The following is a 22,413-nucleotide window of genomic DNA, read 5'->3' as shown; positions in this document are numbered from 1 at the left end:
TTTACTCCTCGTCATCTGAAGGTGTTGCAGTCACTAGCGTACCGATTGATTCGCCCATCAGTGCCTTAGTGATGTTTCCTGGTTCGGACATTCCAAACACGCGCATGGTCAGTCCGTTGTCACGACTCAGAGCAAATGCGGCAGCATCTACAACTTTCAAGCCGCGAGCCAATGCATCCGAGTATGTCAGAAAATCGAAGCGACGGGCATTCGGATTGGAACGCGGGTCGTCATCGTAAACACCGTCGACCCCATTCTTCGCGACGAGTAGTTCGTCGCAGTGGGTTTCCAGTGCGCGCTGAGCGGAGACAGTGTCGGTCGAAAAGTACGGCATTCCGGCACCAGCACCGAAGACGACCACGCGGCCCTTTTCCATGTGACGAATGGCGCGCAGCGGAATATAGGGCTCAGCGACCTGTTGCATGGAGATGGCGGTCTGCACACGACTGGGGACGCCAGCCTGTTCGATGAAGTCCTGCAATGCCAGGGCATTCATGACAGTACCGAGCATCCCCATATAGTCGGCGCGTGCACGGTCCAGTCCAGAGCGTGACAATTCGGCACCTCGGAAGAAGTTGCCCCCGCCCACCACAATGGCGACCTGGATGCCCTGGTGAACTGCCTGCGCGACCTGTTCGGCAATCTGTCTGACGACGGTAGGATCGAGACCTACTTTGCCACCGCCGAATGCTTCTCCTGACAGTTTCAGTAATACTCGGCGCTGAGACATCGCCATGCACTCTCCTTATTGTGATGATGGCCCCGTCCGTGTGGGCGGGGCCATCATGGCTACTGTTTAGGCTCCGACGTGGAGACGAACGAAGTCGGTCAGAGTTGCGCCGGCTTCCTTGAGAACCTGTCCAACGGTCTTGGAGGGGTCACGAGCGTACTCCTGGTCGACCAGGCAGTTGTCCTTGAAGTATGCGTTCAGGCGGCCTTCAACGATCTTGGGAACGATGTTCTCAGGCTTGCCTTCCTGCAGCGTGATCTTCTCGAGAGTCGAGCGCTCCTGTGCCAGTACATCGGCCGGAACGTGGTCGCGGTCAAGGTACATCGGCTGGTAGGCAGCGATGTGCATAGCAACGTCGTGTGCAATCTCGCGGCCAGCTTCGTCAGTGGAGACGAGAACGCCGACCTGCGCAGGTAGGTCAGGGCTGGTCTGGTGCAGGTACAGGGTGACCAGTTCGCCTTCGAGACGGACGATACGGCGAATCTCAAGCTTTTCGCCGATCACGGCGCCCATCGTGTTGAGCGCATCCTGCACGGTTCCTTCCTCATGGGAAGCTGCCAAAAGATCCTCGAGGGTGGCTGCGCCGGAGTTGACTGCCGATTCGAGAACCGAATGGGCGAAGTCAATGAACTTCTGGTTCTTGGCAACGAAGTCGGTCTCAGAGTTGACTTCAACCAGGATGCCGGCCTTGTCATCGACAACGGTGCCGACAAGCAGTCCAGCCGAGGCAACACGGTCTTCGCGCTTGGACAGGGACTTGAGGCCCTTGAGTCGGATGATTTCAAGAGCTTTGGCCTGGTCGCCGTCAGCTTCGGTCAGTGCCTTCTTGACGTCCATCATGCCTGCGCCGGTCTGTTCACGCAGAGCCTTGACGTCAGCAGCGGTGAAATTCGCCATTGCTGTCAGTCCTTTCGCAAAAAGTGTAGTGGTTTGCTGAAGCTCTCACTGAGCGTCAGCTGAGGTTTCTTTCTCGGATGCTTCTTCTGACGCGGGTGCGGCTTTTTCAGCCTTTTCTTCGGCCTTTTCTTCAGCCTTGTCCTTGGTTGCTTCTTCAGCAGGCTTGTTGCCCTCAAGCAGCTCGCGTTCCCATTCTGCCAGCGGTTCGGACTGTTCGCCCTCGGTGCTGTCGTCAGCTTCAGCATCCTTCTGGCGGCGCGAGTTGCGTGCGAGGAGGCCTTCGGCTGCTGCATCAGCAATTACGCGGGTCAGCAGGGACACGGCGCGGATCGCATCATCGTTACCGGGGATGCGGTAGTCGACCTCGTCAGGATCAGCGTTGGTGTCGAGGATGGCAACGATCGGGATGTTGAGCTTCTGAGCCTCTGCCACCGCTAGGTGCTCCTTCGTGGGATCAACGATCCACAGCGCTGACGGCAGGGAGGACATGTCGCGGATACCACCAAGGGTACGGGCAAGCTTGTCCTTTTCGCGGCTCATCATGAGCAGCTCGCGCTTGGTGTGTCCGGAGGATGCGACATCTTCGAAATCGATTTGCTCGAGTTCCTTCAGACGCTGCAGTCGCTTGGAAACGGTGGAGAAGTTGGTCAGCATACCGCCGAGCCAACGGTGGTTGACATACGGCATGCCAACACGTGAGGCCTGCTCTGCAATGGCTTCCTGGCCCTGCTTCTTCGTGCCGACGAACAAAATGTTGCCTCCATGAGCAACGGTTTCCTTCACGAAGTCGTATGCAATGTCGATGTCAGCGATTGTCTGCTGAAGGTCAATGATGTAGATGCCGTTGCGTTCCGTGAGGATGAAGCGCTTCATCTTCGGGTTCCAGCGACGGGTCTGATGGCCAAAGTGAACGCCAGATTCCAACAGCTGGCGCATGGTGACGACTGCCATGATCGTCCTTTCTGCGCAATGCGCAGGTCGGGGCACGCAGATGCGTACCGGTTCTCGGTTGTTATCGGCATTATGCCGATCCTGGTGCCATGACCGGATGCCGCCCCGTAGGGACCGTGGCATCCGTGCCCCGCCCTCGTCAATTTTCGTGTGAAAACTCGAGTGCGGAAATGACACGCGAAGTCGCCCGCTGATGCGGACGCTCCCCACATTGTAGTCCACGTGGTGGGCATCTCCGCCTTCCGGAACTGTGAAGCCCGTCCCTAAACGTCCGTTTCAGAACGTGTCCACAGGTAGATGCGTCGCGTCGACGTGTCCACAGGAGCGCGGCAAGCGATTGCGTACAAAGCACAGGTAGGTGACAGTGTCGGCATGAGAGTAAGAGGTCAAAGCGCGGGTCGGGTGCTATGCATGCTCGCAGGGGCGCTATCCGTATCGGTCGCCGCGTGGGCGGGTGCAGCGCAGCCACTGCGCGATGCGCGCGAGCCGTGGTTATGGCCCAGTGGAGATCCTGTGCCGGTCGCACGCGCTTTCGACGACCTTGAGCACAATTGGCTGCCGGGGCATCGAGGGGTCGATCTGGATGTGCTGGTCGGCTCACCGGTTTACGCGCCAGCGGACGGCACAGTTGTGGTGGCAGGCGTCATTGTCGATCGGCCGGTGGTCTCTGTGTCGCACGGATCGGTGCGTTCAACGTTCGAGCCGGTTGAAGCCACGGTCACGCCCGGCGATGAGGTTCGCAAGGGTGATGTGATCGGCCATGTTGCCAGTGGCCACTCCCCCGGCGCTTTGCATTGGGGCGTGAAGTCTGGCCCCCGGACCTACCATGACCCGCTCAGATTCCTCGTTGGACCGATTGTCTTGAAGCCGTGGGAGTGACGCTAGGGGTCACGCACGCGGATGTGCCTGACGGTAGATCGCCGACAGACGCGCAGCATCGACATGCGTGTAGCGCTGCGTGGTCTGCAATGATGAGTGCCCCAGGATCTCCTGAACAACGCGCAGGTCGGCGCCGCCTTCAAGAAGATGCGTGGCGGCGCTGTGGCGCAACGCGTGCGGCGCAACGTCCCGCACACCTGCCCTGGCTGCCAGTCGATGCAGGCGAGCTCGAACAACACGCGGGTCGATACGTTTGCCGTGCTCACCCAAAAATGCGGCGTTCGTTGTCACGCGCGCATCGACGAGGGCGACGCGACCACGATCCAACCACATATGCAGTGCCTGAGCTGCCGGATCGCCCAGGGGAACAACGCGTTCCTTGTCGCCCTTGCCGAGCACTCTCAGGCATTGCCGGTCGAATGCGAAGGACCCCAGATCCAAACCGCATAGCTCGGAGACGCGTATGCCGGTTGAATAGAGCGTTTCCACCATTGCCCAGTCACGGATATGGACCGGATCGCCGTCGCGCGCTTCCTGACGTGCATAGTCCATGAGTGCGCGCGCCGCCTGAATGTCGAGGACATGTGGTAGGCGCTGGTCACGCGAAGGTGCGGTGACGAGGAGGGCGGGGTCTGCGCTCAGATGCCCGTGATGGTGCGCCCAGCTGGTGAATCCGCGGATGGAGGCGATGCGCCGAGCCAGGGTCGCCCGACTCATCCCATCATTGGCCATGTGGGCGAGCCACTGACGAATCGAGCTGGTGGTCACTGCGTGATCCAGTGTGGTGCCGTTTGCGATGCGCTGGTCCAGAAAATCTGCAAACTCATTCAGGTCAGTTCGATAGGCGCGCGCAGTGTTGGCTGACAGGCCACGCGAGTGCGCGAGCTCATCAATCCACACGTCGATGAGCTCCCGTACCGGTTGTGTCCTAGCATCACTCACGCGCCTATTTTACGCGGTGCGCTTCCACCGACCGTGTGTGTGCGCTGCGAGCCCTGCAAGCTCGAGAGCGCCCAATGCGCTCATCACATCCTCTATGCTCATCCCTGCCGTGACGGTTATGGCATCCACGCTGGAAGCGGCGCGCCTGGGCAGCGCTTCCCACACTCTGCGCTGGTGGCAAGGCAGGGCGTCGATGCCGTGGTCGGGTGATTGAGGCTGGTCGAAGAGCGGTTCTGTGTTTCCGATGTTCAGGTCAAGGGTGCTGACCATCTCAATAACATCTGCGCTGTCGCGGATCAGCGTGCCGCCCTCACGAATCAACCGATGGCAGCCTCGTGACATTGCTGATGTAACAGGGCCTGGAACAGCTCCGACGTGCCGTCCCAGCTCCATGGCGCGCCGCGCTGTTGCCAGCGCCCCGGATCGCTGATCGGCTTCAACGACGATGGTCGCTTGTGCCAACGCCGCGATAACGCGGTTACGCGTGAGAAAACGCCAGCGTGCAGGGCGCCACCGTGGCGGTACCTCACTCATCAGCGCCCCCGCCTCATGGCTGACTATCTCGTCAAAAAGTTGACGGTGTGCTACGGGATACGGTCGTTCGAGTCCGCCAGCCATCACGGCAATAGTGGGGCCCGGAGGCGAGGCGAGTGCTCCCCTATGTGCTGCGATGTCAATGCCGAACGCGCCTCCGGACACCACGCACATACCTTTGGACGCCAGCTCGTATCCCATGTCGGCAGCAATCTTCTCACCAACCCGGGTGCAGGCTCGTGATCCGACAATGGCGACGGTAGGGCGATCGAGCAGGTGGCCTCGCACCCATAGGCACACCGGCCGCTCGTGTTCCAAGTCGTTCAAAGCCTCAGGCCATTTGCTATCGCTCGGAATCAGCAGCTGACCACCGACGCGTTCAATCCATTCAAGGTCCCCGGCCGGGTTGGCGACCACGGCTCGTGGATGCCAACGCTTCCAGACAGTCTCCCAATCCCGAGGAATTCCCTGCGCAGTTCGCTCAAGTGCAAGTGGCAAGCTGCCCGGCGTGTCTGCACACACCCAGGCGATCGCCTCATCATCGTCCAGAGCGAGGCGAAACGCATGGGCGTACACGTCACCCGGTTCGATCACACTGGACCACCAGGCAGCAATATGATGCTCATCGGGCAGTAGGGGGATCGTCATAATCTTCTCCTGTTCGAAGTGAATACGCCATCGTGAAGTCATTCATGGTGGGATGGTTGTGACCTGCCAGATCAGCGATCGTCCATGCCACTCGCAGGACTTTGTCCGCGCCGCGCATTGACAGTGAGCCGCAATCCACTGCGCGCGACATTGCGCATGCGATTGCCTCGTCGGGCATGAAATCCCGCCGCAGGACGGAGCCAGGAACTTCTCGGTTGAGTCTCCAGGGTGTCCCCTCGAAGCGGCGGCGTTGTCGCTGGCGGGCCTCCTCCACACGCTCGCGAACGCATGCCGAAGTCTCCCCCGTATCCATCGCGAAGTCTCCCGCGGTAGGTCTGGACACATTCAATTGAATGTCGACACGATCAAGAAGCGGTCCAGACAGGCGCGACAAGTAGCGGCGCTGCTGCATGGAGGTACATGTGCATCGAGCATGCTTGGAGTTCCGGTTACCACAGGGGCACGGGTTGGTCGCCAAGACGAGCTGAAAAGATGCCGGGAACGTGACGGTGGCGCGCGAGCGGTGAATCGTCATCACACCGTTTTCCAACGGTTCACGTAAGGCATCCATCACTGAGGGGGCAAACTCAGCAGCTTCATCAAGAAACAGCACTCCCCCATGTGCAAGGGAGATGGCGCCTGGTCGCCCCACTGATTGTCCCCCACCCACGAGGGCCGGCATCGATGCCGAGTGGTGTGGAGCTTCGATCGGAGGCTGAGTGATCAGTCCGTGCTCTGCGCTCCACGCCTGCGCCAGACAATGCAGCGCGGTCGTCGTGAGTGATGTGTCAGTATCCAAAGGTGGCAGGATGGTCGGCAACGCGCGCGCAAGCATGGTCTTTCCGGCTCCTGGCTCCCCTATCAGCATGATGTGGTGTCCCCCTGCTGCGGCGATCTCAAGGCCTGTCCGGGCATAAGACTGGCCTCGTACATCGCTCAAATCAAGTAAGGACGGACACTGCGCGCTGGAACTGTAGTGATCGCACTCGCCCTCGGAAGGATGGGAGAAGCCTACGCTTCCGCTGCGCTGGGCAATGCCGCCAACAGATTCGACTAAATCCGCCAGATGCTCGTAGCCGTGGACGGATACACCCGGCACCAGCGCCGCCTGAGCGACACTTGCTGCTGGGACCACGATATCCGTGGTACCGCCTCGTGCAGCACCTATGACAGCTGCGAGAAGGCCAGGCGGAGGCCGCAGCGACCCATCCAGCCCCAGTTCGCCCAAGAAAAGCGTGTCCACCACAGCGTCGGGCGGGATCTGTCCACTGGCCAGCAGAACAGACAGTGCGATCGCCAAATCAAACCCTGATCCTGACTTGGGTAGGCCGGCCGGTGACAGGTTGACGGTGACGCGCTGGTTGGGAAGGCCCAGCCCGCAGGCACTGAGTGCGGAGCGCACACGGTCCTTGGATTCACGCAAAGACGCGTCCGGTAAACCGACCAGAGTAAATGAGACCACACCGTTCGCGACAGATGTCTCCACATTGACTATGTGACCATCCATGCCGATCAACGCAATCGTGCGGATCGAGGCCGTCTGCCCGCTCATAGCTGAATGCCCTGACACCAGGTGATATCCGCATTGCGACGCAGCCATTGAGCGCCGTGGCCGCTCTCAAGTGCGCGACTCAAGCATGCTGCCTGGCTGGGGCTGACCTCGATTGAGACCACATCAAATCTGATCGGCGCTTCCGGCCGGTTGGCCGCGCACCATGCGGCCGCTGCCTGCGCGATGCGCGTGAACTTAACGTGTGTCACGGCTTCGAGGCCACTGCCGAACCTGTCACCAATACGCGTTTTCACCTCAATAAAGGTGGTCATCCTTGTGCTGCTACGCGCAATGAGGTCAATCTCGCCGCGAGTCCCGTTTCTCCAGTTACGTGCGAGGACCTCGTATCCACACTCCTGTACGACGCGGGAAGCGCAGTCTTCTCCGGCGCGGCCCAGTGTGCCTCGCCAGTCGATGCGTTCGTCGGTTGCTGTCATAGTGCAACCGTGCCAACGAGGTCGAGTCAGTGGCTATCGCGGCTTCAGTATCTGTGGATGCGATGCCTGTACACACGGCATCTGTGGAAGGATCTCTTCCGGGAAGTATCCTGTGGATAGAGCTATTTGAACAGGTTACAGGGCCTATGGGATGTCAAGCTCAGGCTTCGACAGCTCTTCGACGTTGACATCCTTATACGTAATGACCCGCACTGACTTCACGAAGCGAGAAGAGCGGTAAATGTCCCACACCCATGCATCAGTCAACGTCAGCTCGAAGAAAACGTCGCCGCCCATCGGTCGGGCCTGCACATCAACCTTGTTGCACAGATAGAAGCGTCGCTCGGTTTCCACCACGTACGAAAACAGACCGATCACGTCGCGGTATTCACGAAACAGGTCAAGTTCGAGGCTATTCTCGTAGCCTTCCAGATCATCTGCGCTCACGGTATCATCATGCCCTGTTCGTCAAATTCGTGCTGGGCTCCACGCCGGGAAGTTTCCACGAACGCCGATGCTGGTCACACGCACCCATGCGGCTCAGGGCGTCAATATGGGTGCGCGACGCGTACCCTTTATTGTGAATCCAGTCGTATCCTGGATCCTCCAGCGAGCACATCAATCTGTCTCGCTCCACCTTCGCCAGAACGGACGCAGCGGCAATGACTGCACATTCTGCATCTCCATGCACGCGCGTCATGATGGAAACGTCAGTGCCGACGGGAGAAACACCCAGAAGATCTGCAGCGAGCCAGTTATGAACACCATCAAGTAAAGTCACCCCGATAGTGGCACCATCCCCTCTCACCGCTTCAATCGCCCGCGATGCTGCCAATCTTAGAGCGCCGATGATGCCACCCTCGTCAATTTCTGCGGGGCTGGCCATGCCGACTGCCGAGGCGGCGACCCACTGGTGAATAGGGTCAACGAGCTCTTCTCGAGCGCGTGCAGAGAGCATCTTTGAGTCTGCAAGTCCAACAGGAGCAGGTCCCGATTTTTCAGTCACGAGGGCGACTCCCACGGCAACGGGACCAGCAATTGCGCCGCGTCCCACTTCGTCCACACCTAAAACGGTGGGATATGACTGCAGCAATTCGCACTCGACGTCACGTGTGGCAAAGCGGCGAAGCTGACGCATCACGAATCTTTCACGGCTGAGAAAACATCACGATCGCCTAGCCAGCTCCAGTGACCGAGGGGCCACAGCACCATCGTTGCGCGGCCGACGATCTCGTCAGTGTCAATGAATGCATTCTCGAGCGGGTCCATATGGAAACGTGAGTCAGCGGAATTCGGGCGATTGTCCCCCATCACCCACACTGATCCTTCGGGGACGGTGACGTCGAATTCCATACGCGATGCTGGTTCGCCTGCAGGAATGTACGGTTCGGTGATCTCCTGGCCATTGACGGTGAGTGCGCCGTTCGCGGTGCAGCATTGGACACGGTCTCCGCCTACTCCGATGACGCGCTTGACCAGCGTCTGTTCGCCGTTGGCTGGGAGGATGCCGATAAATTCTCCCACCGAACGCAGGATTCTCCCTGCACCTTCTGATTCTGCGCGAGGAAGCCATCCCTTTGCATCGTTGAACACGATCACGTCACCGCGCTCGATATCGCCTCGGAAGGTCGAAATTCGTGAGACGACGATGCGGTCATTTTCGACGAGCGTGGAACGCATCGAGGGCGAGGGAATCCAGAACATCTGGAAAATAAAAGCGCGAATGACGGTGGACAGGACGAGTGCGCCCACCACGATGATGGCGCACTCTTTCAACCATGAGAAACCGCTTGGCTTCTTCTGCAAAGAGTCATCCTGGTCGGAGTCGTGGTAGCGCTTCCTGTGCTGGATCGGTTGGTAGTTCACGCGTCGACTTCCTCTGAAACTGAGGCCCGGTACCGTGGAGGTACCGGGCGCTCGTGAGTCTCGTTCACTCAGTGAACTCGCGGTGCTCGCGCACACGCGCCGCCTTGCCATGACGATCACGCAGGTAGTACAGCTTCGCGCGGCGCACATTACCGCGGGAAGTGACCTCAATGTGGTCAATGGTAGGCGTGTGGATCGGGAAGGTACGCTCAACGCCGACACCGAATGAGATCTTTCGGACGGTGAACGTCTCGGACACGCCGTGACCACGGCGTGCAATAACGATCCCCTGGAAGACCTGAATACGGCTACGGTTACCTTCAACGACTCGTACGTGAACCTTCACCGAGTCTCCAGCACGGAAAACCGGAATGTTATCGCGCAATGACGGTGCATCAACAGCATCCAGTTTCTGCATTTTTACTCCTCAACGTTTCTGCCGCAGGTCAGTCCCGTTTATACGGCGGATCTTGGTCCGCAATTCTTGAGCAGATCGTGCTTTCTGGCGCTCCCCCCGCGGCAGGCTACGCCCAGCTGATCTGACGTTCTAGTGTGCCACAAGAATCGGGTGCTTCCCAAGTCCTGTGAGCTATTCGTGGCGTGATCGCGGCGTGATGTTACGCACGAATACGTCATCGATATTGGCTTTCTCCCCCACCATGAACGTGCGCCTGCCGGCCACTGAGAAACCATGACGCTTGTAGAACGTCTGAGCGCGTTTATTGGCGATCGAGGTTCCCAGGGCAATCTGTGAGTTGCGCCCCTGAGCTTCCACATCTGCGACCGCACGCTCGATCATCGCTCCGGCCACACCTGACCCCTGCCAGAATTCTCTCACGTAGCATTTGGACAGATATGCCGCCCCTAGCTCAAGCTTCCCAGGCCGCACCATCTGGGTAGGCATTCCGTCGGGCCCGGACAGAATAGTCAGGGTGTAGCCGATCAGCTCCGATGAAGCACCGCGCAACTGCGCGACCAGGATCCGGTAGACGGACGGGGACGCGAGCATGCGTTCAAATTCGCTGGGAGACAGGCTTTCCTCAATGAAGGCTGCAATATCGTCCTGACTGACGTAGTCCGGACATGCCAGTGGGAACGTGTTGGCTGCAAGCTCAGAAAGAGCCTCTGCTTCCCCTTCACGCGCCAGCCGTATCATGACATCGCGTCGCCTGGGGGTGATGATCGTGCCGGCACCGGCCAGCACTTCCTTGTCGCGGGTTGACAGGCATTGTGCATCGAGCCGATCAATGAGGTCGGGCCGACGGTGAGCAGTTCTGACCAGTGATCGATCACGGCGCCACCGGTCAATGTCGGCGTGGTTGCCGCTGGTGAGCACGTCGGGCACGTCAATGCCGCGCCACGATCTGGGCCTGGTATACACGGGATATTCGATCAGGCCATCGGGCCCATAGGATTCTTCGTCAAGAGATTCAGGATTGCCGAGGACACCCTCGAGCAGTCGTGACACGGATTCGATCAGGACGAGTGCTGCGGCCTCGCCGCCATTGAGGATGTAGTCGCCGATGGAGTATTCGAGGACTTCCACTTCCTGCTCGCGGTAGAAGTCGGCAACGCGTTGATCGATACCTTCATATCGTCCGCAGGCAAGGATGATCTGGTCGACTTCGGCTAGTTTTTCCACACGGCGCTGATCCAGCGGCGTGCCGGACGGGGTCGGAATCGCGAGGACTCTTCGGGCGGAGTCAGAGTGGAAATCAGCCAGGTCGACACTCAGAACCTGGTCGATGCCGCGGCCCCACACGTCGGGCCGCATCACCATTCCTGCTCCCCCGCCGTACGGCGCGTCATCGACAGTGCGATGACGATCCGTTGTCCATTGACGCAGATCATGGGTGTGAATGTCGAGTAGACCCGCGTCCTGGGCCTTGCCCAGAAGGGACAGGTCCAGGACGTCAAAGTAGTGCGGGAAGATGGTGAGCAGATCAATTCGCACGCCGCTATTCTCCGTCCAAGTCGTAGTTATCGTCGAACAGACCCGGAATCGGATCAATCGTCATGGTTCCCTCGTCCACGTTGACTTCCGGTACCAGGGCGCTGACAAATGGCACCAGTACTTCCCGGCCATCGGCATCGACAATGATAAGATCCTGCGCAGCTCCGGGCTGCATACCGGTGACTGTTCCCAGGTGTTCGCCCAGCAAAGTGACGGCTTCCAGTCCGGTGAGCTGGTGGGGATACCACGCGTCATCCTCATCGAGGGCATCCACCATTAATTCCGTGCCGCGCAGGTCCTCAGCCTGTTCGCGGGTGGAAATTTCTTCGAAGCCCGCCAGGACGCGGTCTTTGTGTGCACGCAAAGATCGCATCGTCAAAGTGCTGTATTCGCTGTGAGAGGTGTGCACAGTGGTGCCGGGAGCCAGCGCCTGGGGCCGGTCCGTCGTGACTGTCACGTACACTTCGCCCTTCAGGCCGTGGGCCGTCCCCACCACTGCCGCTCTGAGCTGCATCTTTGCTCCTCACGGTGTTGTGGGGTCCGGCTCATGATGAGCGGACCCCACACCTATGCCATATACAGCCTTGGCGCTGTTACTCCTGGTCAGTATCAATCACGTCAACCCTGACGGAGCCGCGAGTCGACAGGCCGTTCATCACGGCGCGCAGTGCGCGTGCGGTGCGACCCGACCGGCCGATCACGCGACCCAGATCATCCGGGTTAACCCGAACTTCCAGCAGCTGCCCGCGCCGGATCGACCGCCGCGTGACACGCACATCGTCAGGATTGTCAACAATTCCGCTGACAAGGTGTTCCAAGGCATCGGCCAGCATTACTCAGCGTCCTTTTCCTCAGCTGGAGCCTCGGCTGCCTCGGCAGCCGGTTCTTCTGCGGATTCTTCGGCTGGGGCGTCGGTTTCAGCTTCGGCTGCCTCGGCTGCTTCAGCCTCAGCCTGAGCCTTGGCTTCAGCCTCGGCCTTTTCCTTTTCAGCTGCAACCTTGGCCTTACGCTTTTCAGCATCTTCCTCAGCGGCCTTAATGGCCTTTTCGGCTTCTGCTGACTGATCGGTCTCAGCGACCTTGACGCGCGAGACGGCGTCCTTCTTGCCGTTGAACTTGGCAATGTCACCGGTCAGCACGAGCAGGTTACGCACCGTGTTCGAGGGCTGCGCACCCACTGAAAGCCAGTACTGCGCGCGCTCGGAGTCGATCTTAATGATGGAGGGGTCGCGGGTCGGATCATAGATGCCGACCTCTTCAATGACCTGACCATCGCGCTTCTTACGCTGGTCAACGACAACGACGCGGTAGAAGGGCGCATGGATCCTACCAATGCGCTTCAAACGAATACGAACTGCCACTTGTGTGGTCACTCCTGTTTCTAACTCGGGTTGGATCGCACATGGTATCGGTGGGAAACACGATGTCACGATAGATCCTGGACACAGTCTCGAGTGGTGAGAGGGACCAACCCTCGACCGGGTACAGCACTCCATTGTGCCACGCATCGGTCTCAATTCCCAGATCTTGTTCCTCTCATCCTCTGTTTCCTGGCGTGTGATCGATCACGACGAGGGCTCACGAGAAGTGGAAATTCAGTGGGCGAAACACCACAATAGCCTTATGAGCACACATGGTGACGTCACGAATGATGATGAGCGCATTGCTCACGACCTGGCGATCCTGGCGGGGGCTGCAGCGCGCGCCGTGGCCAGCTATCTGCGGCGCGCTGTCAGCCACGTTGAATCCGTTGACTTCAAAGCTGACCACCACGATCCGGTCACTGTACATGACAAGCGCGTGGAATCTGCGCTGCATGTTCTCCTGGGCTATTTTGTTCCGGGCTCACGCGTACTGGGTGAGGAAACTGGTGAACGCACCCTGCCCCGAAAATTCGACGGGCCGACCGAGGAGTTCACCGAGCACTTCGAATTTCCCACATCCCCCCTAGTTCAGGGTGCCAGGCGCCGCTGTACGTCGCTGGCTGAGCGCGTCAGGTGGATCGTCGACCCCATCGACGGGACGGCGAATTTCGCAGCCGGAATGCCTTATTTCAACACGTCAATCGCTGCTGAGCTGGACGGCGCAGTCGTTGCTGGCGCAATCAATGCTCCGATCATGGATCACCTGTTCCTCGCTGATCTCACTCATGCGTGGCTGCGCACTGACGAGGAAGACATCGACATTCACGCCCAGGGTCCCACGAGCGAGCGAGACGCGGTCGTGCTGTCATATCACCCGTCACTGCATTCATTCATTGACGATCCTGCCGGTTCAGCTGAAGAATACGCTCGCCTGGCGTCAACGTATCAGGCTGTTCGTCGGCCAGGTGCCGCAGCCCTCGACCTGGCGATGGTCGCGTCTGGAAGGGCTGGTGCAATGCTGGCCGGGACGATGAAGCCGTGGGATGTGGCAGCCGGTATCCACATGGTCAAAGTGGCAGGCGGGAACGTCGTGAATGCCCCGATGGGCACTGATCTTCCCGACGGAGTGCGTCCAGGCGTGGCAGCGTGGGTCGGCTCGATGGAGGCCCCCGTCCTCCAGGAGCTTCTTCACCAGGCTGACAGCCGGCGCTCAGGCGACGCGCGTCCCGCCCAAGATGACGGCGACCGGTCGTGACAGTTCGGTAATGTCTGCACGAGGATCGGCCTCGTAGACCACGCAGTCAGCTGGCGCGCCATCATACAGACTGGGATAGCCGAGGGCGTCGCGAGCCTGCCAGGTCGCGATGTCGAGAATCTTGGCTGGCGGCAAGCCTGCCGCGTGCCATCGGGCAAGTTCTGCTGGAAGGGATCCGTGATCCTGGTAGCCGCCGGCATCTGTTCCGGGAAGCAGGTGGACTCCTGAATCGAAGAGGCGCTCATAATGGTCGTGTCGTCCCTCGTAAAGCGTGCGCATGGTCTGCGCGTAGCGCGCGAACTTGCCGTCGGCAGCCTGCGCGAAGGATTCGAAGAGTTCGATTTGGCAGAGCGTGGGTGTGATGACAACACCTTGCCGTCTGGCCTCACTGAGCTGATCATCGTCCATACCGGAACCGTGTTCGATTCCGTCGACGCCGGCTGCCAGCAGATCGTCGATTGCTCCGTGAGAAAACGTGTGAACGGTCAGGCGCGCGCCAGATTCGTGCGCGGCGGCAACTGCGTCACGCAGGACCTCACCTGGCCACAGGGGGCGCAGATCCGATTCTGATCCTTCACTGCGGTCGATCCAGTCCCCCACGATTTTGACCCATCCATCCGAGCGGGCCGCTTCCTGTGCGACCGCTTCAGGCAGTTGCGAGGGCGTGGCCAGTTCGCGCGAAATGCCACGAATGTAGCGTTTAGGGCGTGACAGGTGTGTGCCGCAGCGGATCAAGTGCGGCAATGTGGGATCGTGTTGAATATGCGACGTATCGACAGGACTGCCGCAGTCACGCATGAGCAGAACTCCGCTGTCGCGGTCCGCTTGAGCCTGCCGAATCTGTGTTTCCTGATCGACAGGACCGTGAGGACCCAGGCCAATGTGACAATGCACGTCAACGAGGCCGGGAATGATCCACCCGGTCAGTTCCTCTTCATCCGCGGCCCGAGGCTGTGCGGCCGTGGAGATTCTGCCGTCACAAATCGACCAGGAGCCTTGCGTCCATGCGGCGGGCTGCGACCCGTCTGAGGAGGGACGCCACAGAGCTGTTCCTGTCAGGCGCATGATATCCGTCAGAATCCGTTCAGCATGCGCTGAATATCCTCGGGCAGTTGGTCCATAGAGGGGCGTTGGGCAGCGCCCTGGCCCTGACCAATGCCGAATGCGCTACCCGACGAGGACGCATTGTTCCTGCGTTCACTGGCTGGAAGCATTGCTTCGAGTTCCTGCTGGCGACGCTTGGCTGGGTTTCCTGAACGCGCCTTCTTCTTCACGCGCGCACGCTGAGCCTTGGCACGGCGTGCATCTTCACGCTGTTTGGCGCGGCCACCATGTCCCGGCATATTCCCCATTCCGGGGAAGCCGCCGGCAGCGCCCATTTGACCCATCATCTCGCGGGCTGCTTCGAAGCGCTTGACCAGTGCGTTGACTTCCGTCACCGTGGTACCTGAACCGCGGGCAATACGGGCACGGCGCGATCCGTTGAGAATCTTGACGTCGTTGCGTTCGGCGGGCGTCATGGAACGGACGATTGCTTCGACACGGTTGACTTCTGACTCATCGAAGTTGGCGAGCTGGTCCTTCATCTGCGCCATTCCCGGAATCATTCCCAGAACCTTGCGCATGGATCCGAGTTTGCGGACCTGCTGGAGCTGGTTGAGGAAGTCTTCGAGGGTGAGCTGGCCACTCATGGCCTTCTCAGCGACCTTCTCGGCTTCCTCCTGATCCATCTTCTTTTCGGCCTGCTCGATCAGGGTCAGAACGTCACCCATATCAAGAATTCGGCCGGCCATGCGGTCTGCGTGGAATCGTTCAAAATCGTCAAGACCTTCGCCCGTTGAGGCAAAGAGGATCGGCGCACCGGTCACGCCGCGTACGGACAGCGCAGCGCCGCCTCGGGCATCGCCGTCAAGTTTCGACAAGACGACACCGGTAAAGCCGACGCCATCCCTGAACGCGGTCGATGTCTGCACGGCATCCTGGCCAACCATTGCGTCCAGGACGAACATGATTTCGTGCGGATTGACGGCGTCACGAATCGCGATTGCCTGATCCATCATTTCCCGGTCAACACCGAGGCGCCCAGCGGTATCGACGATTGCCACGTCGAAACCATTGTTGATGGCGTAGTTGACGCCGGTTCGCGCCACGTAGACAGGATCACCGACTCCGTTCCCCGGCTCCGGTGCCCACACCTTGACTCCGGCACGCTCGCCCAGAACTTGCAGCTGCTGGACGGCATTTGGGCGCTGAAGGTCCGATGCAATCAGCATGACCTTCTTGCCTTCTTCCGTCAGCCACTTGCCGAGCTTGCCGGCAAGGGTTGTCTTACCGGCACCCTGAAGGCCGGCCAGCATGAACACGGTCGGCCCCCGGTCAGCGAAGTGGAGTTCACGCGTTTCGCCGCCGAGGGTTTCGACCAGCTGGTCGCGCACGATACGCACAACCTGCTGACTGGGGTTCAGACCCTGTGAGCGGGTCGCTCCGTAAGCGCGTTCACGCACCGCGGCGGTAAATTCGCGGACGACAGGAAGGGCAACGTCAGCGTCAATCAGGGCGCGTCGGATCTGACTGACTGTTTCATCAACGTCAGATTCGCTGAGAATACCGTGCCCGCGAAGTTGTTTGAACGACTCAGTGAGACGATCTGACAGGTTGGAGAACACTGGATCCCTTCCTTCTCCGATGTGGACGCAATGGTCTTACACTAGCGCACCCACGGCGCCGTGTGCTTACGTGGCAGGCTGTCCCACAATTGCCTGAATGAATGACTCGGCATCGAAGGGCGCCAGATCGTCGACGCCCTCTCCCAGCCCCACCAGCTTGACAGGAACTCCGAGTTCCCTTTGGACCGACACCACGATTCCGCCCTTTGCGGTGCCATCCAGCTTCGTCAGGACGATTCCTGTCACTCCAGCCACTTCTGCGAAAATTTCCGCCTGGCGCATACCGTTTTGGCCGGTCGTCGCATCGAGGACCAGGAGGACCTCGTCAACGGGACTGACACGTTCCATGACGCGCTTGACTTTCCCGAGCTCATCCATCAGACCTGACTTGTTCTGCAGTCGGCCCGCCGTGTCCACAATCACGACGTCAACGCCGTCGTCGACACCGCGGTGTACGGCATCAAAAGCGACGGATGCGGGATCGGCGCCTTCACGGTCGGATCGGACCACGTCAACCCCCACGCGGTTGCCCCACGTCTCCAGCTGGTCAGCCGCTGCGGCGCGGAATGTATCAGCAGCACCGAGCAGGACTGTCTTGTCCTGTGCGACAAGCAACCGGGCCAGTTTGCCAATCGTCGTCGTCTTACCTGTTCCATTGACGCCGATCACCAGCACAGACGCACTGACCTTGGTGCCGTTTTCATCAATGTGCGGCTCGCAATGCAGGGAACGATCCATAGTCGGGTCGACCAGTGCCAGAAGCTCTTCACGTACAATCGTGCGGGCTGACTCGGCATCTGAATGTCCCTCAACCTTGACGCGGGTGCGCAGCCGCTCCATGAGTTCTTCGGTGGCCGGCAATCCCAGGTCGGCCATCAGAAGTGAATCTTCGATCTCTTCCCAGTCTGCCGCGTTGAGCTGCGCGCGCGAGAGAACTGAAAGGAGCGCATGTCCGATAGTGCCAGACTGCGCGAGGCGTCCGCGCAGACGCTGCATGCGGGAGGGAACGGATTCAGGGGTTTCGGTACGCGGTTGCGTCTCAACGTCAGGAGCCGCAGTGGTCTGACCGCTCTCAATAGTGGGTGTGCGGCGTTCTTCAAGTTCGGGGCTGGACTGTCGTCCTCGTACGCCCCACCAGATTCCCACGCCCACAAGGGCAACGAGAACCAACAGGCATACCAGACCGATCGGACTTGTCACAAAATCGGTGAAAGTGTTCATAGTCCTATCATGGCCTATTTAATGCGTGAGTTGCATTTTACGCACGCGTCCGCGCCGCGATGCAGCCTCCATGCGTGTGGCCGCCTCTTCGACACGTACTGCTGCATCCTCGAGGCGTTCATATCCAGGCAGGTCGGTCGCATCGACATACGCCGAGCCGTCTCGCCCATTGCTCCGGAGCATCGTGTCCAGGCTGACAAGCTGAGGATCGATATCCGCGTCCTCATCTGTTCGCGCCGGGTCAGCCCAGCGTTTCGACTGGTCTTTCCAAAGAGACTGCCATGATTGGGCGCCTCGGCGTGACAAGGCCAGGCTTGCCAGGACGCCTCCTGCCAGAGCCACAACAACCAACGTTGTCAGCACGATGACCACAAGAGAACCAAACATGTCTTCATTGTCATGTGTAACGCCAGCGAGAGCCACAGTAAACGCCGCACATGCTCAATTTGTTATCTGTGATCTCCTAAGCATCTGCCAGGCGCTGCGAGACGACGGTTGTGACCCCGTCACGCATCGTCACGCCGTAGAGCGCATCAGCGATTTCCATCGTGCGTTTCTGGTGGGTGATAACAATCAGCTGGCTTTCTTCCTGCAGCTCCCGGAAGATTTCGAGCAATCGCGTCAGGTTCACATCGTCGAGGGCGGCCTCAACCTCGTCCATGACATAGAACGGTGAGGGACGCGCCTTGAAGATGGCGATGAGGAATGCCAGAGCTGCCAGGGAGCGTTCTCCGCCGGACAGCAGTGACAGGCGCTTGACCTTCTTGCCCGCCGGCCTGGCTTCGATCTCGATGCCCGTTGTCAGCATCGAATCTGGATCCGTCAGCGTCAGGTTGCCCTCGCCGTTGGGGAAAAGGACCTCGAAGGTGTGGGCAAACTGTTCGCGCGTGTCGTTAAACGCGGTGGTGAATGCTTCTTCGACCAGGCGATCGACGTCGTCAATGATATGCAGCAAATCGGTTTTCGACGATTTCAGATCATTGACCTGGGAAACCAGGAATTCGTGGCGCTTGGACAGTGCTTCGTGTTCCTCCAGTGCCAGTGGGTTCACGCGGCCAAGTTTTGCCAGGTCACGTTCAGCAGCCGCCAGTGCCTTTTCCTGTTCGGGGCGCGAAAAGGCAGTCGGGTCGCCCTCGCCTGAAAAATCCGGCACGAGGTTATGGGGGCCGAATTCTTCGATGAGCTGGTCAGCTTCCAGGCTGAGTTCCTCCATCGACCGGGCGGTCGCCTGTTCCAAGCGCATCATGGTCTGTGCACGTGCGATTTCGTCCTGGTGCGCCAGGCCGGTGATCTCGGCAATTTCAGCATTGACGGCATCGAGCGCGGCGCGCAATTCGATGCGCTCATGGCTTGACTGCTGACGCAGTGATTCAGCTTCGGCGCGCAGGTGTTCCCAGTGCTCAACGATTCGAGCGGCAACGTCCACGCCGTACTGAGCCTGTTCGGCAACGCGTTGGGCAATGAGCAGCTTGCGCCGGCGCTGGTCCTCACGTTGGGCGTATCGGCTGCGCTCCTCACGGCTGCGCGCTGCTGCCTGCCTGAGAGCTCGAGCCCTTCCTCCGCTTTGTCTCGACCGTTCTTCATTGGTGCGAAGTTCCAGACGCGTGGCCGTCTCATGTTCGCGAGCTTCGCGGGCTATGCGCGCGGCTTCGCCTGCTCTCTGTTGAGCTGGCTCAGCGTCGGGAGCCGGTTCCATGTCTTTGGAGGTGCTCAGCCGCTCGTCGGCGGTATCCACCTGGCTGCGTGCCCATTGAACATGCTCGGCGACTTTACGTGCGGTCGCCTCGCACCTTTGTGTCTCTGCCTGAGCAGCCTTGGCTGCCGACTGGGCGCGCGCGTATGCTTCAGCGAGCTTTGCGCGCTGCGAGTCCTGGGCACGCAAGGCTTTGAGCGCGTCGTTGGCAGCGCGGATCGCCTGATCGAGTACCTCATTTGCGTGAACCAGCTGTTCAGAGGCCTTCTGTTCGTCATCGAGGGCGTGGCGCGCTCCCTCAACGGCCTGTTCGTACTGAGCGCGCACACTCAACACCGAGGAAGTGGAGTGGCCAGATCCGATCAGTGACTCCCCCGTGACAACATCACCGTTGGACGTAACCACTGTTCGAACGCCGGGATGCTCCAGCAGGTCCTGCACTTCGTCGAGATCCCGGCACACGACGACGCTTTCGAGCAGCTTCGTGACGCTGCGCGAAACCGAGTGCGCGTGGGTGATGACGTCCAGCGCCCAGCGCGCTCCAGACGGAAGGGGGCCACGTGGCTGCTGTTCCACCTCGTTATTGCCGTCGCCGTCACCGGCGCGCATCATGCGCATCTGTCCTTGTTGGTGTTCGCGGGCGTGACGCAGGCAATCTATTCCGTTCGCCGTTCCGTCGACGATCGCGGCATCAGCCAGCGGGAACAGTGCTGCGGCAATGGCATCTTCCCAGCCCGGCTCAATGGTCAAGGCTTCAGGGACCGTTCCGAGGACACCGGAGCGGCCTGCCAATGTCGAAGTTGCGTCGTCGGGTGCGAGCTGCTCAGCCAACGTGTCACGGCGCGACTCCCACCTGGCTCGCTCGGCGCGTGCTTCCCGCTCACGCGCCACCAAAGCGTCAACCTGACTTCGGGCTTCATCGCGTTTGACGGAAGCCTGCGAGTGGTTGCGCGCAGCAGTGTCTTCGCTACCCTCGCCATCGGGAGCAGGCGTCTTTTGGAGGGCTTTCTCGGCTTCCTCCTGACGTTTGCGCGCGGCGCGCACCAGTTCTTCTGCTCGATTTTCCTCAGCTTCGGCAGCTACGAGGCGTGAGCGCGCAGATTCGACGTCGCCTGTCAGACGTGCGATCTTCTCACGTCGATCCGCTATCTGGCGCGTGATGCCGGACAGCCTCCCGTGGGCTTCTTCATCACGCTGCTCCGCCTCCTCACGAGCACTGATAGCCTCCTGCAGGCGCCGTCGGCACTCTTCTACTGTGCGCAGAAGCTCAGCGTCCTCGGCACTGGCCTCATCGGCACGCCTGTCCAGTTCGTCAGGATCGTCACCGGAGGGCGCATCAAGTGGACGTTCGAGGGAGGCAATCTTGTCGCGGGTCATCAGAACTGTTGCGCGCAAGGACTCCCCGATCGCAGTAAGGTCACGCCAACCGGTATTCGCCTCAGTCAAACGCGGATCGGCTTCGCGTTCGCGCTGTTCACAAAGTTGAATACTTTCTGTCAGCTCGCGCGCTTGAACACGCAATTCCTGAGTTTTCTGGGTACGCATCTGGTCGGATTCGTCGTGCGCATTCAGGCGGTCGCGCAGGTCAACGATCTCATCTGCAATCAGGCGTGCCTTTGCGTCACGAACACGAGCCTGTATCGATTGTGCACGGCGGGCCGTTGCAGCCTGGCGTGCCAGTGGGCCAAGCTGGCGGTGGATTTCCTGCGTGAGGTCGAGGACCCTCACCAGATTCTGATCCATTTGCTCAAGCTTGCGCAGGGCGCGTTCCTTACGTCGGCGATGCTTGAGAACACCGGCGGCCTCTTCGATGAAACCTCGACGCTCCTCAGGTGTTGACGAGAGGATCTGATCGAGTTGTCCCTGACCCACGATGACATGCATCTGTCTGCCCATACCCGTGTCGGACAGGAGTTCCTGAACATCGAGCAGGCGCGCTGGGGTGCCGTTGATGGCATATTCTGATCCCCCACCGCGGAACAATGTGCGCGAGATCGTCACTTCTGAGTAGTCGATGGGCAGAGCCCGATCGGTGTTGTCGATGGTCAGATCAACTTGAGCACGCCCCAACGGTGCTCGCGAGGATGTTCCGGCGAAGATGATGTCCGCCATCTGTCCACCGCGCAACGTTTTGGCACCTTGTTCGCCCATGACCCAGGCAAGAGCATCGACGACGTTCGATTTGCCCGACCCGTTCGGGCCGACTACACACGTGATGCCGGGTTCTAGACGCAGCGTTGTCGCCGAAGCAAAGGATTTAAAGCCTCGTAACGTTAAATTTTTCAGGTGCACGTCTTTAAGAATACGTAAAAAGGCAGTTAAGCGTGCATTGCATCTTCGGCAAGCTCCGGGAACCACAGGGCAATCTCGCGTTGGGCAGAGTGCGGCGAATCTGATCCGTGCACGATATTTTCCGCGGTTGCGCGTCCCCACGCGCGGCCCAAGTCGCCACGAATTGTTCCTGGCTCGGCGTCAGTCGGGTCGGTTGAGCCGATTAGTCGGCGCACTCCGTCGACAACGCGTGTCCCTTCGACAACGGCAGCCACGAGCGGTCCAGACGACATGAATTCGATCAATGCAGGGTAGAAATGGCGATGGCGGTGTTCATGGTAATGTTCCTGAAGCAATTCTTCAGAGGCTTGCTGAACTTTCAGACCAACCAGCTTGTATCCCTTTGATTCAATCCGTCGCAGCACTTCGCCTGTCAACCCTCGCCTGTATCCATCAGGCTTGACCAGCACCAGTGTGCGTTCATGGGAGCCGTCTGTACGTTCGTGTGCCGACATAGCATTCCCCCTCGTAGATGATCGTGCACTTCATGCAGC

23 protein-coding genes are annotated in these 22,413 nt (G+C 59.8%); 2 read left to right on the top strand and 21 right to left on the bottom strand.

What is annotated here, in order from left to right; translation table 11 throughout:
- Position 1 precedes the first annotated feature (1 nt).
- From pyrH to rpsB, 3 genes are read right to left on the bottom strand one after another with little or no spacing between them, the layout of a single operon-like run.
- Positions 2-736, bottom strand: a complete 735-nt coding sequence (pyrH, locus tag HMPREF2975_RS09170) for a UMP kinase (protein ID WP_371935789.1) — start codon at positions 734-736, stop codon at positions 2-4.
- Positions 737-796: 60 nt separating this feature from the next.
- Positions 797-1,627 carry a translation elongation factor Ts gene (tsf, locus tag HMPREF2975_RS09165; protein WP_070727228.1) on the bottom strand — a complete coding sequence of 277 codons (831 nt, stop codon included), beginning with the start codon at positions 1,625-1,627 and terminating at the stop codon, positions 797-799.
- A gap of 45 nt (positions 1,628-1,672) precedes the next feature.
- Positions 1,673-2,578 carry a 30S ribosomal protein S2 gene (rpsB, locus tag HMPREF2975_RS09160; protein ID WP_070727227.1) on the bottom strand — a complete coding sequence of 302 codons (906 nt, stop codon included), beginning with the start codon at positions 2,576-2,578 and terminating at the stop codon, positions 1,673-1,675.
- A 372-nt stretch (positions 2,579-2,950) separates the two neighbouring features.
- On the opposite strand from rpsB, the gene HMPREF2975_RS09155 reads away from it, so the two are divergent.
- A complete protein-coding gene (locus HMPREF2975_RS09155; protein WP_070727394.1) occupies positions 2,951-3,457 on the top strand; it encodes a M23 family metallopeptidase in 507 nt (168 codons plus the stop codon).
- A 9-nt stretch (positions 3,458-3,466) separates the two neighbouring features.
- Here the strand turns inward: HMPREF2975_RS09155 and HMPREF2975_RS09150 are convergent, their stop codons facing one another.
- From HMPREF2975_RS09150 to rpsP, 12 genes are all read right to left on the bottom strand, one after another.
- Entirely contained in the window at positions 3,467-4,399 is a 933-nt protein-coding gene (locus HMPREF2975_RS09150; RefSeq protein WP_070727225.1) for a tyrosine recombinase XerC, read from the bottom strand.
- 9 nt (positions 4,400-4,408) lie between these two features.
- Positions 4,409-5,581 carry a DNA-processing protein DprA gene (dprA, locus tag HMPREF2975_RS09145; RefSeq protein WP_070727223.1) on the bottom strand — a complete coding sequence of 391 codons (1,173 nt, stop codon included), beginning with the start codon at positions 5,579-5,581 and terminating at the stop codon, positions 4,409-4,411.
- On the bottom strand, positions 5,556-7,133 hold the full coding sequence (locus tag HMPREF2975_RS09140) for a YifB family Mg chelatase-like AAA ATPase (RefSeq protein ID WP_058236718.1): 1,578 nt from the start codon (positions 7,131-7,133) through the stop codon (positions 5,556-5,558). Before HMPREF2975_RS09140 ends, dprA begins: the two co-directional genes overlap by 26 nt.
- Positions 7,130-7,570, bottom strand: coding sequence for a YraN family protein (locus HMPREF2975_RS09135; protein ID WP_070727221.1), 441 nt, complete (start codon positions 7,568-7,570; stop codon positions 7,130-7,132). The genes HMPREF2975_RS09140 and HMPREF2975_RS09135 overlap by 4 nt, the downstream gene beginning before the upstream one ends.
- 144 nt (positions 7,571-7,714) lie before the next feature.
- Positions 7,715-8,017 (bottom strand): DUF2469 domain-containing protein, encoded by a 303-nt coding sequence (locus HMPREF2975_RS09130; protein ID WP_058236717.1) that lies wholly within the window; start codon positions 8,015-8,017, stop codon positions 7,715-7,717.
- A gap of 7 nt (positions 8,018-8,024) precedes the next feature.
- On the bottom strand, positions 8,025-8,708 hold the full coding sequence (locus HMPREF2975_RS09125) for a ribonuclease HII (RefSeq protein WP_058236716.1): 684 nt from the start codon (positions 8,706-8,708) through the stop codon (positions 8,025-8,027).
- Positions 8,708-9,436, bottom strand: coding sequence for a signal peptidase I (gene lepB, locus HMPREF2975_RS09120; protein ID WP_227469358.1), 729 nt, complete (start codon positions 9,434-9,436; stop codon positions 8,708-8,710). Before lepB ends, HMPREF2975_RS09125 begins: the two co-directional genes overlap by 1 nt.
- A gap of 64 nt (positions 9,437-9,500) precedes the next feature.
- Entirely contained in the window at positions 9,501-9,854 is a 354-nt protein-coding gene (gene rplS, locus HMPREF2975_RS09115) for a 50S ribosomal protein L19 (protein WP_058236715.1), read from the bottom strand.
- A 171-nt stretch (positions 9,855-10,025) separates the two neighbouring features.
- A complete protein-coding gene (gene trmD / locus HMPREF2975_RS09110) occupies positions 10,026-11,390 on the bottom strand; it encodes a tRNA (guanosine(37)-N1)-methyltransferase TrmD (RefSeq protein ID WP_070727218.1) in 1,365 nt (454 codons plus the stop codon).
- Between the two features lie 4 nt (positions 11,391-11,394).
- Positions 11,395-11,904, bottom strand: coding sequence for a ribosome maturation factor RimM (rimM, locus tag HMPREF2975_RS09105; protein WP_070727216.1), 510 nt, complete (start codon positions 11,902-11,904; stop codon positions 11,395-11,397).
- A 79-nt stretch (positions 11,905-11,983) separates the two neighbouring features.
- On the bottom strand, positions 11,984-12,223 hold the full coding sequence (locus tag HMPREF2975_RS09100; protein ID WP_058236712.1) for an RNA-binding protein: 240 nt from the start codon (positions 12,221-12,223) through the stop codon (positions 11,984-11,986).
- Positions 12,223-12,750, bottom strand: a complete 528-nt coding sequence (gene rpsP, locus HMPREF2975_RS09095; RefSeq protein WP_070727214.1) for a 30S ribosomal protein S16 — start codon at positions 12,748-12,750, stop codon at positions 12,223-12,225. Before rpsP ends, HMPREF2975_RS09100 begins: the two co-directional genes overlap by 1 nt.
- A 262-nt stretch (positions 12,751-13,012) precedes the next feature.
- Between rpsP and HMPREF2975_RS09090 the strand changes: the two genes are divergently transcribed.
- On the top strand, positions 13,013-14,008 hold the full coding sequence (locus tag HMPREF2975_RS09090) for an inositol monophosphatase family protein (protein ID WP_141757400.1): 996 nt from the start codon (positions 13,013-13,015) through the stop codon (positions 14,006-14,008).
- Here HMPREF2975_RS09090 and HMPREF2975_RS09085 read toward each other — a convergent pair.
- From HMPREF2975_RS09085 to ndk, 6 genes are all read right to left on the bottom strand, one after another.
- The gene (locus HMPREF2975_RS09085) at positions 13,964-15,073 is read right to left on the bottom strand and encodes an amidohydrolase family protein (RefSeq protein ID WP_070727209.1); all 1,110 of its coding nucleotides are present in this window, start codon (positions 15,071-15,073) and stop codon (positions 13,964-13,966) included. The genes HMPREF2975_RS09090 and HMPREF2975_RS09085 overlap by 45 nt on opposite strands.
- 8 nt (positions 15,074-15,081) lie before the next feature.
- Positions 15,082-16,674: a signal recognition particle protein gene (gene ffh, locus HMPREF2975_RS09080; protein ID WP_058236708.1), complete on the bottom strand. Its 1,593-nt coding sequence runs from the start codon at positions 16,672-16,674 to the stop codon at positions 15,082-15,084.
- Positions 16,675-16,740: 66 nt separating this feature from the next.
- Entirely contained in the window at positions 16,741-17,895 is a 1,155-nt protein-coding gene (gene ftsY / locus HMPREF2975_RS09075) for a signal recognition particle-docking protein FtsY (protein WP_070727207.1), read from the bottom strand.
- Between the two features lie 18 nt (positions 17,896-17,913).
- Positions 17,914-18,282: a hypothetical protein gene (locus HMPREF2975_RS09070; protein WP_070727205.1), complete on the bottom strand. Its 369-nt coding sequence runs from the start codon at positions 18,280-18,282 to the stop codon at positions 17,914-17,916.
- A 76-nt stretch (positions 18,283-18,358) separates the two neighbouring features.
- Positions 18,359-21,880, bottom strand: a complete 3,522-nt coding sequence (gene smc, locus HMPREF2975_RS09065; RefSeq protein WP_070727203.1) for a chromosome segregation protein SMC — start codon at positions 21,878-21,880, stop codon at positions 18,359-18,361.
- A 26-nt stretch (positions 21,881-21,906) separates the two neighbouring features.
- The gene (ndk, locus tag HMPREF2975_RS09060; protein ID WP_070727201.1) at positions 21,907-22,374 is read right to left on the bottom strand and encodes a nucleoside-diphosphate kinase; all 468 of its coding nucleotides are present in this window, start codon (positions 22,372-22,374) and stop codon (positions 21,907-21,909) included.
- Positions 22,375-22,413 lie beyond the last annotated feature (39 nt).

It is taken from the genome of Actinomyces sp. HMSC065F12 (assembly GCF_001814535.1).
In the GTDB taxonomy this organism is placed as follows: domain Bacteria; phylum Actinomycetota; class Actinomycetes; order Actinomycetales; family Actinomycetaceae; genus Pauljensenia; species Pauljensenia radingae_A.
The sequence above is the reverse complement of the archived record's forward strand: the minus strand, read 5'-3'. Positions and strand labels throughout refer to the sequence as shown.

What these genes read in the sequence shown, in the direction of transcription:
- HMPREF2975_RS09140 (WP_058236718.1), bottom strand. Translation starts at nt 7,133, where the DNA reads ATGAGCGGGCAGACGGCCTCGATCCGCACGATTGCGTTGATCGGCATG.
- HMPREF2975_RS09125 (WP_058236716.1), bottom strand. Translation starts at nt 8,708, where the DNA reads ATGCGTCAGCTTCGCCGCTTTGCCACACGTGACGTCGAGTGCGAATTG.
- HMPREF2975_RS09070 (WP_070727205.1), bottom strand. Translation starts at nt 18,282, where the DNA reads ATGTTTGGTTCTCTTGTGGTCATCGTGCTGACAACGTTGGTTGTTGTG.
- HMPREF2975_RS09100 (WP_058236712.1), bottom strand. Translation starts at nt 12,223, where the DNA reads ATGCTGGCCGATGCCTTGGAACACCTTGTCAGCGGAATTGTTGACAAT.
- HMPREF2975_RS09090 (WP_141757400.1), top strand. Translation starts at nt 13,013, where the DNA reads ATGAGCACACATGGTGACGTCACGAATGATGATGAGCGCATTGCTCAC.
- dprA (WP_070727223.1), bottom strand. Translation starts at nt 5,581, where the DNA reads ATGACGATCCCCCTACTGCCCGATGAGCATCATATTGCTGCCTGGTGG.
- HMPREF2975_RS09155 (WP_070727394.1), top strand. Translation starts at nt 2,951, where the DNA reads ATGAGAGTAAGAGGTCAAAGCGCGGGTCGGGTGCTATGCATGCTCGCA.
- rplS (WP_058236715.1), bottom strand. Translation starts at nt 9,854, where the DNA reads ATGCAGAAACTGGATGCTGTTGATGCACCGTCATTGCGCGATAACATT.
- pyrH (WP_371935789.1), bottom strand. Translation starts at nt 736, where the DNA reads ATGGCGATGTCTCAGCGCCGAGTATTACTGAAACTGTCAGGAGAAGCA.
- HMPREF2975_RS09085 (WP_070727209.1), bottom strand. Translation starts at nt 15,073, where the DNA reads ATGCGCCTGACAGGAACAGCTCTGTGGCGTCCCTCCTCAGACGGGTCG.
- rimM (WP_070727216.1), bottom strand. Translation starts at nt 11,904, where the DNA reads ATGCAGCTCAGAGCGGCAGTGGTGGGGACGGCCCACGGCCTGAAGGGC.
- ftsY (WP_070727207.1), bottom strand. Translation starts at nt 17,895, where the DNA reads ATGAACACTTTCACCGATTTTGTGACAAGTCCGATCGGTCTGGTATGC.
- tsf (WP_070727228.1), bottom strand. Translation starts at nt 1,627, where the DNA reads ATGGCGAATTTCACCGCTGCTGACGTCAAGGCTCTGCGTGAACAGACC.
- rpsB (WP_070727227.1), bottom strand. Translation starts at nt 2,578, where the DNA reads ATGGCAGTCGTCACCATGCGCCAGCTGTTGGAATCTGGCGTTCACTTT.
- HMPREF2975_RS09135 (WP_070727221.1), bottom strand. Translation starts at nt 7,570, where the DNA reads ATGACAGCAACCGACGAACGCATCGACTGGCGAGGCACACTGGGCCGC.
- ndk (WP_070727201.1), bottom strand. Translation starts at nt 22,374, where the DNA reads ATGTCGGCACACGAACGTACAGACGGCTCCCATGAACGCACACTGGTG.